At 71.0% G+C, this 14,637-nt stretch carries 11 protein-coding genes and 4 pseudogenes; 7 read left to right on the forward strand and 8 right to left on the reverse strand.

Annotated features, from left to right (window positions below):
- Positions 1 to 52 precede the first annotated feature (52 nt).
- Positions 53 to 1,276, reverse strand: coding sequence for a cytochrome P450 (locus tag HUV60_RS29665; RefSeq protein WP_257851379.1), 1,224 nt, complete (start codon positions 1,274 to 1,276; stop codon positions 53 to 55).
- 310 nt (positions 1,277 to 1,586) lie between these two features.
- Between HUV60_RS29665 and HUV60_RS29670 the strand changes: the two genes are divergently transcribed.
- The 4 genes from HUV60_RS29670 to HUV60_RS29685 all read left to right on the forward strand — a co-directional run bounded on the left by HUV60_RS29670 (position 1,587) and on the right by HUV60_RS29685 (position 4,964).
- The gene (locus tag HUV60_RS29670) at positions 1,587 to 1,796 is read left to right on the forward strand and encodes a ferredoxin (RefSeq protein ID WP_257851374.1); all 210 of its coding nucleotides are present in this window, start codon (positions 1,587 to 1,589) and stop codon (positions 1,794 to 1,796) included.
- 39 nt (positions 1,797 to 1,835) lie between these two features.
- Entirely contained in the window at positions 1,836 to 3,083 is a 1,248-nt protein-coding gene (locus tag HUV60_RS29675; RefSeq protein ID WP_257851372.1) for an activator-dependent family glycosyltransferase, read from the forward strand.
- Between the two features lie 91 nt (positions 3,084 to 3,174).
- Entirely contained in the window at positions 3,175 to 4,179 is a 1,005-nt protein-coding gene (gene rfbB, locus HUV60_RS29680) for a dTDP-glucose 4,6-dehydratase (protein ID WP_257851371.1), read from the forward strand.
- A complete protein-coding gene (locus HUV60_RS29685) occupies positions 4,173 to 4,964 on the forward strand; it encodes an AfsR/SARP family transcriptional regulator (protein WP_257851370.1) in 792 nt (263 codons plus the stop codon). Before rfbB ends, HUV60_RS29685 begins: the two co-directional genes overlap by 7 nt.
- A 28-nt stretch (positions 4,965 to 4,992) precedes the next feature.
- Here HUV60_RS29685 and HUV60_RS29690 read toward each other — a convergent pair whose 3' ends face one another.
- Complete coding sequence (locus HUV60_RS29690; protein ID WP_257851369.1) at positions 4,993 to 6,006, reverse strand: NAD-dependent epimerase/dehydratase family protein; 1,014 nt, start codon at positions 6,004 to 6,006, stop codon at positions 4,993 to 4,995.
- A gap of 230 nt (positions 6,007 to 6,236) precedes the next feature.
- Between HUV60_RS29690 and HUV60_RS29695 the strand changes: the two are divergent.
- Positions 6,237 to 6,839, forward strand: a pseudogene (locus HUV60_RS29695) (dTDP-4-dehydrorhamnose 3,5-epimerase family protein).
- A 67-nt stretch (positions 6,840 to 6,906) separates the two neighbouring features.
- Complete coding sequence (locus HUV60_RS29700; RefSeq protein WP_257851368.1) at positions 6,907 to 8,127, forward strand: macrolide family glycosyltransferase; 1,221 nt, start codon at positions 6,907 to 6,909, stop codon at positions 8,125 to 8,127.
- Between the two features lie 85 nt (positions 8,128 to 8,212).
- Here HUV60_RS29700 and rfbH read toward each other — a convergent pair whose 3' ends face one another.
- Positions 8,213 to 9,514, reverse strand: a complete 1,302-nt coding sequence (gene rfbH, locus HUV60_RS29705; RefSeq protein WP_257851366.1) for a lipopolysaccharide biosynthesis protein RfbH — start codon at positions 9,512 to 9,514, stop codon at positions 8,213 to 8,215.
- Positions 9,515 to 9,805: 291 nt separating this feature from the next.
- Here rfbH and HUV60_RS29710 point away from each other — a divergent pair, with 291 nt between their 5' ends.
- The gene (locus HUV60_RS29710) at positions 9,806 to 11,167 is read left to right on the forward strand and encodes an acyltransferase (protein WP_257851362.1); all 1,362 of its coding nucleotides are present in this window, start codon (positions 9,806 to 9,808) and stop codon (positions 11,165 to 11,167) included.
- A gap of 113 nt (positions 11,168 to 11,280) precedes the next feature.
- Here the strand turns inward: HUV60_RS29710 and HUV60_RS33680 are convergent, their stop codons facing one another.
- The 5 genes and pseudogenes from HUV60_RS33680 to HUV60_RS29735 all read right to left on the reverse strand — a co-directional run.
- Entirely contained in the window at positions 11,281 to 11,592 is a 312-nt protein-coding gene (locus tag HUV60_RS33680) for a DoxX family protein (protein WP_331462057.1), read from the reverse strand.
- A pseudogene (locus HUV60_RS29720) lies at positions 11,478 to 12,107 on the reverse strand (transposase); the annotation flags it as partial. The gene HUV60_RS33680 and the pseudogene HUV60_RS29720, both read right to left, overlap by 115 nt.
- Before the next feature lie 177 nt (positions 12,108 to 12,284).
- Positions 12,285 to 13,022: pseudogene (locus HUV60_RS29725) on the reverse strand (nucleotidyl transferase AbiEii/AbiGii toxin family protein).
- 11 nt (positions 13,023 to 13,033) lie between these two features.
- Complete coding sequence (locus tag HUV60_RS29730) at positions 13,034 to 13,402, reverse strand: hypothetical protein (RefSeq protein WP_250293842.1); 369 nt, start codon at positions 13,400 to 13,402, stop codon at positions 13,034 to 13,036.
- Between the two features lie 605 nt (positions 13,403 to 14,007).
- A pseudogene (locus HUV60_RS29735) lies at positions 14,008 to 14,145 on the reverse strand (undecaprenyl-diphosphatase); the annotation flags it as partial.
- Positions 14,146 to 14,637: the final 492 nt, after the last annotated feature.

The following is a 14,637-nucleotide window of genomic DNA, read 5'->3' on the forward strand; positions in this document are numbered from 1 at the left end:
GGGCGGCGCGAAGCGAGAGACGAGTCGGGAAGGGACGACGGACGCGGACGCCTCAGGTGCGTTCTACGAGCAGCGGCAGATGCCGTGCGCCGAAGACGTTGGTGCCGTGCCAGGCGAGCCGCGCTTCGGGGTCCACGGTGATGCGGGCGTACCGGTCCAGCAGGGCCTCCAGCGCGATCCGGCCCTCCAGCCGGGCCAGCGGGGCCCCGATGCAGTAGTGGATGCCGTGCCCGAACGCGGCCTGGCGGGCGTTGGCGCGGTGAGTGCGGAACTCGTCCGCCTGTTCGAAGACCTGCTCGTCGCGGTTGGCCGAGAGCAGCCACAGGTACAGCAGAGAGTCCGTGCCGACGTCCAGACCGGCGATGTTCGTCTCGGCCGTGGTGACCCGTTCGATCCGGGTGAACGGCGGGCGCAGGCGCAGCGCCTCCTCGATCACCGCGGGCACCAGCGAGCGGTCCGCCCGCACCCGCGCGAACAGATCCGGATCCCGGTCCAGACAGATCAGCGCGTTGCCCAGGAGCACCGACGTGGTGATGTGCCCGGCCAGCAGCAGCAGGGTCGCGAAGCTCGCGATGTCCTCGTCGTCGAGCCGCTCACCGTCGACCTCGGCGCCGACCAGGGTGCTCAGCAGGTTCCCGTCCGGCTCCTTGCGCAGGGCCTCGATGAAGCCCTGGAGGTAGGCGGAGATGGTGACCGCGGTCTCCTCCATCCGGCGCACACTCTCCGGGTCTTCCGGATCGGTGGACAGCAGCTGGTCCGCCCAGCCCTGGAAGCGGTCCCGGTCCTCGACCGGCACCCCCAGCATGCGTGCGATGACCGTCACCGGCAACGGGTTGGCGAGCGTGTCCACCAGGTCGAAGGCGCCCTCGGGAGCGGCGTCCAGCAGTTCGCCGGTCAGATCGGTGATCCACGGTTCGAGACCGGAGATCAGCCCCGGGGTGAACGCCCGGCTCACCAGACGGCGCATCTTGCCGTGCAGGGGCGGATCGAGCAGCAGCAGCGTGCCGCGCGGGGCCTGCTTCTCGCCGCCCGACAGCCGGCCCACCGTGTCCGAGGAGAACGTCGCCGGATCGGCGAGGATCCGCTGCACGTCCGCGTGCCGGAAGACATGAACCCTGCCGGCGCCGTCCCGCCACGCCGGCTGCTCCTCGCGCATCCGCGCCGCCCACGCCAGCAGCGTGGCGCCACCGTCCGGCGCCACGGCCGGCTCACGCTCGGTCCAGGAACCGGCCTCGGGTGTCGGGTCGAGCACGTCCGAGGTGCCTTGCTGCGCCACCCGGATTCCCCTTTCGCAGATGTCGTACGACGGTTCCGGACGGCGCCGTGCCACTGCGGCGGCGCCGTCGCCTTCCGTCCGCCGATCACTCCAGCACGGCGGCCCCGTGGCGGACCAGGGAAGGCCGTGCAATCTAGGGATTCACCGAGTACCGGCCGCCGCGGTCGATCGCCGGGCCGCCGCGCCGGTGCCGAATCTCTAGAGGAAATCCCAGACAGCGGTCTCCCGGCGGCCGAACCCCCGCTCCCGCACCGCAAGATGGGCTCGCCCCGGCATCCCACCGGACCGGCACGCACGCAGGAGGCCTCCCATGGACATCGCGATCGACCACGACAGGTGCATCGGCGCCGGTCAGTGCACCCTCATCGCCCCCGAGGTCTTCGACCAGCGCGACGACGGACTGGTGCTGTTGCTGGTCGAGCGCCCGGACGACGCTGGGCTCGACGCCGCCCGGGAGGCCGTCGAGTGCTGCCCGATGAGTGCCCTTTCCGTGGGCGAGGACCGTAGGCCCCCGGCCTGAGCGCCGTCCCGGGCCGCCCCCTGAGGAGGAGATCAACCGATGCGCGTCCTGTTCGCCGGCCTGCCGGAGAAGTCGCACGTCCTCACCATGGTTCCGCTCGCCTGGGCTCTGACGGCCGCCGGGCACGAGGTGCTGATGGCCAACGCGCCGTCCCTGACCGACGCCATCACCGGCGCCGGACTGGTGGCCGCCCCGGTCGGCAGCGACCACTACCTGCACCGCGACATGGCCGTCGCACGCGACTCGCAGGACGCGGACGTCGCCAACTGGAGCCGTCTCGGCTACGGCGACGTCGACCACGCGAGCCTGCTCGCCCGCTACAGGATCAGCGTCCCGTACGGGTTCGCCCGCTACAACGACCCGATCCTCGACGACCTCGTCGGCCTCGCCCGTGACTGGCGGCCCGACCTCGTCGTCCGCGACCCCATCGCCTACGCGGGCGGTATCGCCGCCCGCGCCTGCGGCGCCGCCCACGCCCGTCTGCTGTGGTGCGCCGACGTCTACGGCCAGGCCCGCGCCACGTTCGTCGAACTCGCCGAGGACATGCCCGAGGACCAGCGCGCCGATCCGCTCACCGACTGGATCGACGAACGCGGAAGCGCCTACGGCGTGCGCTGCGACGAGGAACTCCTCAACGGACAGTTCACCATCGACACGCTGCCCCCGAGCCTGCGCCCTCCCTCCGACCTGCGCCGGCTCTCCATGCGGTACGTGCCCTACAACGGCGCGTCCGTGCAGTGGCCCTGGCTGCGCGAGAAGCCCAAGCGGCCCCGGGTGTGCGTCACTCTGGGCCGTACCAACACTGAGGCCTACGGCGGCGACTACGTGGCCGTGGCCGACATCCTGCGAGCCCTGTCCCGGCTCGACGCCGACATCGTCGCCGCCCTCATGCCCGAACAGGCCGAGAAACTCGGTGACCTGCCCCCCAACGTCCGGGCCGTCGGCGGCCTCGCCCTCAGCACCCTGCTCCCCAGCTGCACCGCCGTCGTCCACCACGGGGGCTGGGGCACCTTCTCCACCGCCCTGGTCAACGCCGTGCCGCAGCTCGCCCTGTCCACCCTGGTGGCCGACCAGGAACTACGCGGCCGGACACTGCAGGACAGCGGGGCCGGACTCCACGTGCACCACACCGACGCCGACGCCGACCGGGTCGCGGACCTCACCCGGCGCCTCCTGGAGGACCCCTCCTACGCCGCCGAGGCACGCCGTCTGCGCGACGAGTCGGCCGCCATGCCCACGCCACACGACCTCGTCCGGGAACTGGAACGCCTCACCGCAGCCGGCTGAATCCCCCGGTGCCGGCCCGACCCCCATTCGCCCACCCTGAGGAAGGAGGACGGCGCACCCCTCGGCACGCCCTGAGACGCGCCGCACCCAGATGAGTCAGACGCGCATTCTGGTGACCGGCGGTGCCGGCTTCATCGGATCCCACTACGTCCGGACCCTGCTCGGACCCCTCGGCCCCGACGACGTCACCGTCACCGTCCTCGACTCCTTCACCTACGCCGCCAGTCTCGCCAACCTCGACCCCGTCGCGGACAGCGACCGCTACCGGCTCGTCGTCGGCGACATCTGCGACAGCGCTCTCGTCGACAGCCTGATGGCCGAGCACGACCAGGTGGTGCACTTCGCCGCCGAGTCCCACGTGGACCGCTCCCTGGCCAGCGCCACCGAGTTCGTGCGCACCAACGTGCTCGGCACCCAGACCCTGCTGGACGCGGCCCTGCGCCACGGCACCGACCGGTTCGTGCACATCTCCACCGACGAGGTCTACGGCTCCATCCCCGAGGGCTCCTGCTCCGAGGAACAGCCCCTGCACCCCAACTCCCCGTACGCCGCGTCCAAGGCAGCCAGTGACCTGGTCGCCCTGTCCTACCACCGCTCGCACGGCCTGGACGTACGCGTCACCCGTTGCTCCAACAACTACGGGCACCACCAGTTCCCGGAGAAGATCATCCCGTTGTTCGTCACCAGGCTCCTCGCCGGTGACCGGGTTCCCCTCTACGGCGACGGCCTGAACGTGCGCGACTGGCTTCACATCGACGACCACGTCCGCGCCGTCGAACTGGTCCGCACGGGCGGCAGGGCCGGCGAGATCTACAACATCGGCGGCGGCACCGAACTCGACAACCGCAGCCTCACCGAACTCCTCCTCGAGGCCTGCGACGTCGGCTGGGACAGGGTGGAGTACGTCATCGACCGCAAGGGCCACGACCGCCGTTACTCCGTGGACTGGCGCAAGGCCCACGTCGAATTCGGGTACAAACCGCAGAAGGACTTCACCGAGGGCCTCGCCGAGACCGTCGCCTGGTACCGGGACAACCCGCAGGTTCCGGCAGACGCCGCCCGTCCCGATCCGCGGAACGGGACCGCCCCGTGCTGACATGGCGCACCCTCGGCTCCGTGCGGGCATCGGCCGACGGCCACGACGTCACCCCGTCGGCGCCGAAGGTGCGCCAGGTGCTGGCCCTGCTGCTCGCTCGACGCAACACCGTCGTACCGCTCGACGCCCTCACGGCCGAACTCTGGCCGGGCCGCCCGCCCCGCAGCGCCACCGCGACCGTGCAGACCTACGCCTACCAGCTGCGCAAGGCGCTGCACGGCGGCGACGGACCCGGCTCGGGCGAGGAGGGGCCACTGGTCACCCACGCCCACGGCTACCTGCTGCAGGTCGGGCCCGGGGAGTGCGACGCGGAGGAGTTCGCGCTCCTCACCGGCCGGGCCCGGGCCGCACTCGCCGACGACGACCCACCGGGCGCCGCCGCGCTGGTCGAGCGGGCCCTGCTGCTGTGGGACGGACCGCCCTTCGCGGACGTCCCACAGGGCCCGGCGCTGCACGGACACGTCCTGCGCCTCGAAGAACTCCACCTTCAGGCCGAGGAGTTGCGCGTCGCGGTCGGCCTGCGCCTCGGCCGGCACCGTGAGCTCGTCGGTGAGCTCAAGGAACTCGCCTGGGCCCACCCGCTGCACGAGTGGTTCCAGGGCAGCCTCATCATCGCCCTGGAACGGTGTGGCAGGCGCAGCGAGGCGCTGGACGTGTACCAGCGGCTGCGCGCGATGCTCCGGGACGAACTGGGCCTCGATCCCTCGCCCGGTCTCCAGAACCTGCGCCAGCACGTGCTGACCGATCGTGTCAGCACGGCCGACCTGGACCTCCTGCCGGGCTGATACCGCCCGCCGGGGCAGCCGGTTCCGCTCAGGTCCGCCGTCGGTCGACGGCGGATCCGCCGTGGTGCTCCACGGCTGCCCGCCACAGGTCCGCCACCATGTCGCGGGGCGTGCACCTCGGCTCCCAGCCGAGCACCGTGCGTGCGGCCGACACGTCCACGGCCATCCAGTCCGTGTCCGTCAGCGGACGCGGCCCCGTGACGGAACCCTCCACCAGCCGGGCCGGCCGCCCGCTGAGCGTGATCAGCAGGTCCACCATGTCCCGGACGTGCTGCGAGGCCCCGCTCGCGATGTTCAGCACGTGCCCGCCGGCGCCGGGGACGCACAGCGCGGCCACGACGGCCCGCGAGACATCCTGGGCGTCCACGAAGTCGCGGACGCTGCGCAGCGGTGACACCCGCACCTGCGCGGGCCGTCCGTCCGCGGCGTCGTCGAGCAGCTGGGCGGCCACCTGTCCGAGGAGGCTGCCGCGCGGGGTACCCGCGCCGATCACGTTCGACAACCGCAGTACCACCGCGTCCACGGTGCCCTGCTCGACGGCCCGCAGTACCGCGCGGCTGCCCTGCAGCTTCGTGCGTCCGTAGTCCGTCGTCGGTTCCTCCGGCGAGGACTCGTTGAGCCACACCCCGTTGGGCTGCGGCGTGTACTCGTGCACGGAACCCAGCTGCACCAACCGCGGCCGGGGCTCGGCGACGGCGAGAGCCGAGAGCAGCCTGTCCACCAGCAGCCGGTTGTTGCGGCGCATCCCGTCGGCGGTGGGGGACCAGACGTCGCCGGCGGCGTTGACGACGGCCACCGGCCGTTCCGCGTCGATCAGTTCGGTCAGGGCCCCCGGCCCGTCGGCGACCAGGTCCATGGGGTGCAAGGCCCAGGACGCGGGTGTCTTTCGCGGATGACGGGACACGGCGAGAATCTCGTGCCCGGCACGCTCCAGCGCGGCCCCCACCTGGCGGCCCACGAATCCGGTCGCTCCGAGGAGTACCACCCGGCCGGTCCCCGTGTCCGGGCCGTCCGGCCGTTCCAGCGCACCGATCTCCGCCATGCCACCGCTCCTTCCGGGCCCGCTGCCCGCACGTCTGTCGGCCTCTTCGCCCGCACGAGGGTCGGCCTCTCAGGCCATGCGACGCGGGCACACGGACCTCACACGCCCACTGAAGCAGCCGTGGATCGAGGACTCCTCCAGGCTCCGTCGACTCCATCCGCCCACCGCCGGAACTCGACCGGTTCTCGATCACGACGTTCTACGATGTGATCATCATGAAGGTTCGAGAGATGGCTGTGCCGGACGCCTACCACATCACGCCGCATCAGTTCCTGGATGAACGCGGCAGCTTCTACGAGTCGTTCCGGCACGACCGGCTGGCCGAGCAGATCGGCCGCCCCGTGCCGGTGGCGCAGGTGAACTACTCGGTCTCGCGCCGCCGCACCCTGCGCACCCTGCGCGGGCTGCACGGCATGCTCCTGCCGCCGGGCTAGGCCAAAGTGGTGTGCGTGGTGCGCGGCGCCGTCCTCGACATCGTCGTGGACCTGAGGGTCGGATCCCCGACCTGGGGCGTGCACGAGGCGAACTGGATGTCCGCGGAGTCGGGCGAAGCGCTCTTCGTCGCCGAGGGCCTGGTGCACGGCTTCCTCGCCCTCACCGACGACACCTGCGTGTCGTATCTGTGCTCCACCGAGTTCGTGCCCGGCACCCAGGTGGACATCGACCCCCTCGACCCCGAGCTCGCCCTGCCCTGGCGCCTGACGGAGATGCCCCTGATGTCGGTGAAGGACTCGTCGGCGATCACCGTCGCCCAGGCCAGGGACACCGGACTCCTGGCCGACTACGAGGACTGTCTGACGCACTACGCGGCGCTCCGCGAGGCCGCCTGCTGACCAGCGCCGCGCCGGGAACTCCCGCAGCCGCGGGCGGCGCCCGCCCACCCGACCTCCAGGAGAGCCGATGCCGTCCAGTACACCCGAGCCCGCCCAGCACTACGCCATGCTGCTGTTCGGGGACTTCGGCCACATCGCTCCCACCCTGGGCGTGACCCGCGAACTCCTCGCCCGGGGCCACCGCGTCACCTACGTCGTCGACGAGACCTTCGCCGCGGTGGTCGAGGAGAGCGGCGCCCGCGCCGTCACCTACGCCTCCGCGCGCGGCGACTTCTACCGCGCCGCCGACCCGAGCCCCGACCGGCTCGCCCGCGACGGCTACAACCTCCTCCTCGACACCATCCGCACCGTGTTCCCCCTCGCCCAGGACGCTCTGGCCGCCGATCTGCCGGACGTCGTGCTCTACGACTTCGAGACGGTCGCCGCCGGCCGGGCCGCCGCCCGCGTCCTCGGCGCCGTACCGGTGCAGGTCTGCCCGAGCCACGCGGCCAACGAGACGTTCTCGCTGCGCGCCCAGATGTGGGACCCCGGGCATCCACTGATGGCCCGAGGTGCCGAGGTGATCATCGAGTTCATGGGCAAGCACGGCATCGGCCTGGATGAGATGGGCCGCTACGGCGCCGAGTGGGACGAGCGCAACCTGGTGTTCCTGCCACGCGCCTTCCAGATCGAGGGCGACAGCTTCGACGAACGGTTCGCCTTCGTCGGCCCCACCTTCACCGAACCCGCCCAGGACCTGTGGTCCCCGCCCGCCGACGGACGCCGCACCGCCCTCGTCTCGCTGGGCACGGAGTCCGGGGACCGCGGCGGCTTCTTCCGGCTGTGCGCGGAGGCGTTCGACCCCGCCGACTGGCACGTGGTGATGACACTCGGCCGTGGTAGCGACCCCTCGCTCCTCGGACCGCTGCCCGCCCACGTCGAGACACACCCCTGGCTGCCGCATCCCGCCGTGCTGCCGCATGCCGACGTGTTCGTCTGCCACGCCGGGATGGGCAGCCTCATGGAGGCACTGTTCTACGGCACTCCCGTGGTGGCAGTGCCCCGCGCCCACGAACTCGCTCTCAGTGCCGGGCGGTTGGAGCAGTGCGGAGTGGGCCGCAGCCTGCCCAGGGCCGGACTGACCGCCCAGGTCCTCGCGGAGTCGGTGGCCACGCTGCTCACCGACCCCGAGGGGCCGGCCGCCCGCGCCCGGATGCGGCAGGGCGTGCGCACGGCGGGCGGTGCCGTCCGAGCCGCTGATCTGCTGGAGGCCTGGGCCGCCGCCCGCCCCGTGCCCGCGGCCGGCTGAACGTCCCGCGGTCGCCGAACGGGGCCCGGGGCCGTGTGGGACGCACCAACAGCGTCCTGCACGGCCCCGGGCCCCGTTCGCGTGCTCAGTGGGGCAGCGTCACGTACTCGATCACCGTGTCGATGCTGTGGTCGATCATCTCGTCGGTGAGCCCCGGGTACACCCCGATCCAGAAGGTCCGCTCGGTCGTGATGTCGCTGTTGGTGAGCGGCCCGCTCACGCGGAACTCGCGTCCCTCGTAGGCGGGGTGGCGGGTGAGGTTGCCGGCGAAGAAGCGCCGGGTGGCCACCTTGCTGGTCTCCAGGTGGTCGATGAGCGCGCCCGGCGCGAACGGCGCGTCCGGCCGGACCGTGATGGCGAAGCCGAACCAGCTCGGGTCACTGCCCGGCGTCGCCTCCGGAAGCAGCAGGTGCGGCAGCCCGTCCAGGCCCTCCCGCAGCCGGGCCCAGTTGTGCCGGCGAGCTGTGCCGAACTCGTCGATCCGGCTCAGCTGCTGAAGCCCGAGCGCTGCGGAGATGTCCGTCGACTTCAGGTTGTAGCCCACGTGGGAGAAGATGTACTTGTGGTCGTAGCCCTCCGGCAGCGACCCCATCTGGTGCTCGAAGCGCTTGAAGCAGCGGTTGTCCTCGCCCGGCTCGCACCAGCAGTCGCGACCCCAGTCGCGCATCGACTCCACGATCCGGGCCAGAATCAGGTTGTCCGTCACCACGCAGCCGCCCTCGCCCATCGTGATGTGGTGGGCAGGGTAGAAGCTCTCCGTCGCGAGATCTCCGAAGGTCCCGGTCAGCTGCCCCTGGTAGGTGCTGCCCAGGGCGTCGCAGTTGTCCTCGATGAGGAACAGGTCGCGGTCCTCGGCGAGTTGGGCGATCTCCCGCACCTGGAAGGGGTTGCCCAGCGCGTGCGCCATCATGATCGCCCGGGTGCGCGGGCCGATCGCCTGCTCCACCCGCTCCAGTGAGGCGTTGTAGGTGTGCAGTTCGACGTCGACGAAGACGGGTGTCAGACCGTTCTGCAGGATCGGGTTGACCGTCGTGGGAAATCCGGCGGCGACCGTCACCACCTCGTCGCCCGGCTTCAGCCGGTCCTCACCCAGTTGCGGCGAGGTCAGACTGCTCAGCGCCAGCAGGTTCGCCGACGAGCCGGAGTTGGTCAGATGGGCCTTGCGCAGACCGAAGTACTTGGCCAGGGACCGCTCCAGCCTGCGCGAGCTGACGCCCGCGGCTATCCGCATGTCGAGCGCCGCTTCCACGAGCGCCACCCGGTCGTCCTCGGTGAGTACCGCACCCGAGGCCAGCACCGCGGTGACACCCGGCACGAACCCCGACGAGACGGTGGAGCGGTGGTACTCACGCACCAGGTCGAGGATCTCGGTCTTGTCGTTCCCCATCGGCTGATGGCCTCCTGTGTGTGCCGGTGGGGACGAGACGGACGGCCGGCTTGCAGTCGAAGCGGGTCCCCACGCCCGTATCGATCGATCGGGGGAACCCCAGACCAGCACGTATGCCCGGCCGCTGGCCAGGAAGGCCGGGCAACTCTAGGGATCCACCAAAAGCATGGGGGGTCCTCGGCATCCCTCGCCGAGGCATCCCCGCGCAGGGTCTAGGGATTTCATCACTGCCGGTCCCGCACGCTGGAAACGACCGGCCGCGGGCCCCGCAGACACTTCTGGAGACGCGTGATGAGACATGGCCCATCGGGCGCCCCCGAGCGCACGGTCGTCCTGCGCGGCCAAGGCCCGTCCGGCGCGCGGGTCCGGCTGGGCGTCCACGACCTGGTGAACGGCACCTTCGCCACGCTGTGGACCTTCTACTACCGGCAGACGCTGGACGACGGCGCCCTCCAGGACTCCCTGCGACGCACCCTCGCCCACTATCCGCTGCTCACCGGCCGCCTCGAACGGGATGCGGACGGCGGCCTCAGCATCGTGTGCAGCGACGCCGGCGCGCTCTTCGAGGTGTCCCGCTCCGACCACGCCATGCAGGACCACGGGCCCGACCGACCCGTCGGACAGGACCTGCGCCGTTACGTCCGCTCCGTCAACCCCTTCCGCGTCGTCGGCCACAACACTCCGCTGCTCACCGTCAAGGTCACCCACATGCGCGGCGGAGGTTCTGTCCTCGGCGTCTCCATCAACCACAGCATCGTCGACGGCGGCGGGACCTTCGGCTTCCTGCTCCACTGGTCCCGCGTCCACGCGGGTCAGGACCAGGCCGCACCGCCGTACGACCGCCACTTCCTCGACGGCCTCGCCGAAGAAGCGCATCCCGCGCCGGATGATCCCCAGTACGCCGTGGTCACCCGCCGGAAGAAGTTCGGCTTCTTCTGGACGGTCAACGCCCACGCCCGTCATGTACGCACACTCACCGTCAGGTTCCCGGTCCGGGACGTACTGGCACTGCGGGAGGCGGCACGGGACGGGCAGGACCGGGACCGGGCGCCCGCCTCCAGCGGTGATGCTCTCGGCGCCCATCTGTGGCGGGTCCTCGGCGCTCTGCGTGACCGGGCTCCGGACGCCGAGGAACGCCTGGGGGTCGTGGTCGGCCTGCGGCAAACGCTCAAGGAGCGCCTGCCGGACGGCTACGGAGGCAACGCCGTGTCCAACACCACGGCCGTGCTCCCGGCTCGCGAGCTGCGCGAGGAACCCCTCGCCCACGCCGCCCAGGCGGTGCGGGACGCCGTGGATCGCGTCACCCTGGCCCGGGTGTGCCAGGAGACGGCGTTCCTGGACGCCCAGCGCCGGGCCGGACGCTCCCGACGCGTGCTCAGCCGGATGACGCTGGACGCCTTCGAGGGCACGGTCGCCCTGAACAACATGAGCCGGCTTCCGGTCTACGCCGTCGAGTTCGGCACCGGACGACCCTTCTGGTTCGAGTATCCGGCGAGCCTCATTCCCTGGACCGTCCTCGTCACGCCCACCCCGGACGACGACTACAGCCGCGATGTCCACCTCAGCGTTCCCCGCGACGCCGCGGACGCCCTGCGCGGCCCTGAGTGGTCCGCGCGTCTGCGCGACCCCGCCGGCTGCCTCGACCTTCCCTGACTACGGGCCCCGTTCCTCCACCGTTTCCCTGCGTGGCGTCGGCTCTCTATGCCCCCGCGGCCTTGCGTAGTTCCGCCACGCGATCGGTCCGCTCCCACGTGAAGTCGGGCAGTTCACGGCCGAAGTGGCCGTACGCGGCGGTCTGGGCGTAGATCGGCCGCCGGTGCCGTCACCGCGAGCGCGGTGGGGGCGATCATGCCCTTGCGGTCGTGCGCCCGGACGTGGAAGACCACGGCGCCGCAGAAGTACAGGAACACCCCCGCGCCGGCGGTCACCGCCAGAGGCGGCAGGGGCAGCCCGACGAGCAGGCCGGCCGCTCCGGCGATCTCCAGCAGCGGCAGCCGCGGCAGGGTCTGCGCAGGTCCTCGACCAGGTGCCGGGCCAGGCGGAGTTGGGTATGGGCTGCGATGACGAGCCAGGTCCAGCGGTCCGCGGCAGCCGGCTCACGAAGCTTGGGTGTGGTCCAGCCCAGAGTCTGCTTGAGCATGCGGAAGGTGTGCTCCAGGTCGAATCTGCGCAGGAAGGCCTGCCAGAGGCGGTCCACATCTGCGGCGCTGGCGCCGGTGGCGGACCACCACAGCCAGATCGGCTTGGGATTGCGGTCGCCGCGCAGGTGGTCGACCTGCAGACGGATGACGGTGCCTTCGATGACCGGCAGCTGGGCGAGGTGGCCGGCCCAGGCCGAGCGCCGGGTCAGCAGCGGGTGCAGGCGGTCCCAGGCGGTAGCGAGGGCCTGTCCGTAGTGCATGGTGTCGCTCACCGTGGTGCGGGACGGGACAGGATGGGTGCTCGGATCCTCGAAGCCGAACCCCTCTCCATGCCGGGGCTTGCGTCCGCGCTTGCCCGCGGGCTGGGGCGGCGGCGGAAAGAACAGGACGCGGTCAGAACGCATCCGGCCCAGCACTTCCACGGGCAGATCGGCCAGCAGAAAGGCCAGACGGTCTCGCACGGTCGGGCGCCCACGTCCGCAAGATCGCCCACGATCTACGACTGGACCGCAGCTGGCGCGGCGGCCGCAGTAGCCGGATGCAGCTGCTATAAGGGCCGAGGCATCGCGGGCCGGAAGGAGCGTGGCTGCTGGACGGGCGCCTTCGGCGACGCTATACGGGCGGGGAACTCAGTTCTCGTACTCGTCCGGGTCGAAACTGTCGTACGGATCTTCCTGTACGGATCCTGCTTCGCCGTACTCCTTCTCGTACGCGTTCTCGGCCGCGGCCCGGCGCGCCATGGCATCGGACCATGCGCGGGCCCAGATGCGCAGGTCGGCGATGGTTTGTTCGTCGAGTCCGTACGCGGCGAACTCGGTGTCGTCGATCCAGTCGGCGCCGACCAGGCGGGCCTGGAGTTCGGCGGGGCCGAAGAGGGTGTCGGGGCGGGCGTGGCGACGGCCGAATTCTTCCAGGTCGGCGGTGGTCCAGCGGTGGGAGGCGGCGTAGACGTCGATGAGGTCGCGGGCGGCGCCGCGTTCGGCGATGGCTCGGACCTTGGTGCCGATGACGTCCTGCTCGGACAGGACGGGACCGTAGGAGGTCGGGACGGTGGGGTGCCAGAAGACCTCCTTGAGGATGTCGACCTCGCACTCCTGACCGCTGTCGGGATCGGTGACCAGGAAGCGGGCGGAGAGCGGGGAAACCTCGATGGTCTCGGCCCGTCATCCGAGCCGGGTCAGACCGTCGACCAGGTAGTGGGCGATGTCGGCCATGGGGGCAGGGTTCTGGGTGGCGACGTCCAGATCCTGGCTGGGGCGGTCGACGAGCTGGTGCGCCTGGACGGCGTAGCCGCCGGTCAGCACCAGCGGGTAGGGCGAACCGAGGGCGAGGACGTCTTCGAGGAGCCGGGCGTGCAGCTCCGGCATCGGTGGTTTCTTCACGCGGCGGTGGCCTGGCCGGCTTCACGCAGCTCGGGGAAGGCGCCCTCCCAGGCGTCGCGGACGGCGGTGCCGATCAGGGTGCGCAGAGTCGGCCATAGCTCGATCAGCAGGTCGGCGTTGAGGAAGCGGCACAGGTCCTCGCGCATGCCCTCGGACAGCACCGTGCGGTACAGGCTCATCCGTAGCCGCGGCCGGTCCAGGTCGAAGGAGCGCAGCCCGGACCAGGCCACCGTCAGCGGCAGCTCGACCACGCCGTGCACCGGTCCGCGCAGCTCGTCCAGGGAGCCGGGCAGCCGCCGGACGAACTTGATTCGGTACGGGTCGGCGACGCCCGGGGCGAGTGCGACGGCTTCGGGGAGCGACATGGCGTCGATTATCCCCGATCGACGCCCGTTGGCAGGAACGGTCTGACATCCAGGCCCAGATTGCTCGGGGATTTGGTGAAGCGTGCGCAGGCTTCACCGCGAGCCTGGCCCCTGGACCCGGGGGCTTGGGGCGGCGGAGGCCAACCTCCGTGGCCGTGCGTCAAGGCGCGCTCTGCCCTGACGGTCGCCCTGGCGCCGGGGCGCCGCTGGACGTGACCGAACCGGCCGCGGCGGACGCCGGAAGCGCGCCTCGTCCGGCTCATCCTCACGGCCGCCGCCGCGCTGGACGACCTCACCGGCGATGCCTGGGACACGGTGGATGACCGGCTGCGTTTCTCTCGTGGCGAGGGTTGCGGCCTGGGCCGGACATGAACCTCAGCTGACCCGCCCCACCCGGGGTACGGAAGGGCCCGCACGGCAAGCGTCGGCAAGCCGTGCGGGCCCTTCCGCGTCATCCCCTGCTTCGCGGACGCACACGTCCTAGTGGGGTGTATCCCGCCTCCCCGGATGGGAGATGAGTGGGAGACAAGTGGGAGATGATCATGGCGTGGTGCTGCAATCAGGCGCTAGAAAATGCTCGATAGCGCTACCTGCGCGGCCCTGGTTCAGCCCGCCGACTCGGCCGCGTGCGGGCTCAGGGCACCCACGCCGACCAGGACGATGATGACGATGCCGAGCACGATGCGGTAGTAGACGAACGGCATGAAGCTCCTGGTCGAGATGAACTTCATGAACGAAACTATGTCGACGTGTCCTGAGCGGCTTTGACCTGCTGGTTTCCACCATTTTCAAGATCGAACGGTAGAGCGGTGGGAGATGGCGCCTTTCCAGTGCCCTCCCTCGCCGACCACGAACGGCGCAGCCACCTGCTTTGCAGCGGATCGGCAATCTCCAGCTCCATGGCAGGGCAACGTGCGAGTGGAGACCATCCACGCCGGCGATCTCGCGGCCCCTGCGGGTCTCCACGGCGATGCGACTGTGTCGATCTTCGTCCAGCCACTCCTTGCCGCCGTGACGAAGCAGGTACAGCCGCTTTCCGGTGTTCGTGGTCGCGGGGAACCGGCCCCTGCCCCGCGGCCAAACTGTCCGACAAGGCACTGGCCGCAGTGCGCGCCCCGGTCGCTCACCAGTCCGGATGAGATTTTCGGCAAGGGCAGGACGCGTGAGGCCGACTGGGACGACAACGGTGCCCCGGATGAGCTGATCGGCACGCGAAGAGCTGTGCCGCGGTGACC

This window comes from Streptomyces sp. KMM 9044 (assembly GCF_024701375.2).
Lineage (GTDB): Bacteria > Actinomycetota > Actinomycetes > Streptomycetales > Streptomycetaceae > Streptomyces.

What these genes read in the sequence shown, in the direction of transcription:
- HUV60_RS29675 (WP_257851372.1), top strand. Translation starts at nt 1,836, where the DNA reads ATGCGCGTCCTGTTCGCCGGCCTGCCGGAGAAGTCGCACGTCCTCACC.
- HUV60_RS29730 (WP_250293842.1), bottom strand. Translation starts at nt 13,402, where the DNA reads ATGTCGCTCCCCGAAGCCGTCGCACTCGCCCCGGGCGTCGCCGACCCG.
- HUV60_RS29700 (WP_257851368.1), top strand. Translation starts at nt 6,907, where the DNA reads ATGCCGTCCAGTACACCCGAGCCCGCCCAGCACTACGCCATGCTGCTG.
- HUV60_RS29690 (WP_257851369.1), bottom strand. Translation starts at nt 6,006, where the DNA reads ATGGCGGAGATCGGTGCGCTGGAACGGCCGGACGGCCCGGACACGGGG.
- HUV60_RS29670 (WP_257851374.1), top strand. Translation starts at nt 1,587, where the DNA reads ATGGACATCGCGATCGACCACGACAGGTGCATCGGCGCCGGTCAGTGC.
- rfbB (WP_257851371.1), top strand. Translation starts at nt 3,175, where the DNA reads ATGAGTCAGACGCGCATTCTGGTGACCGGCGGTGCCGGCTTCATCGGA.
- HUV60_RS29710 (WP_257851362.1), top strand. Translation starts at nt 9,806, where the DNA reads ATGAGACATGGCCCATCGGGCGCCCCCGAGCGCACGGTCGTCCTGCGC.
- rfbH (WP_257851366.1), bottom strand. Translation starts at nt 9,514, where the DNA reads ATGGGGAACGACAAGACCGAGATCCTCGACCTGGTGCGTGAGTACCAC.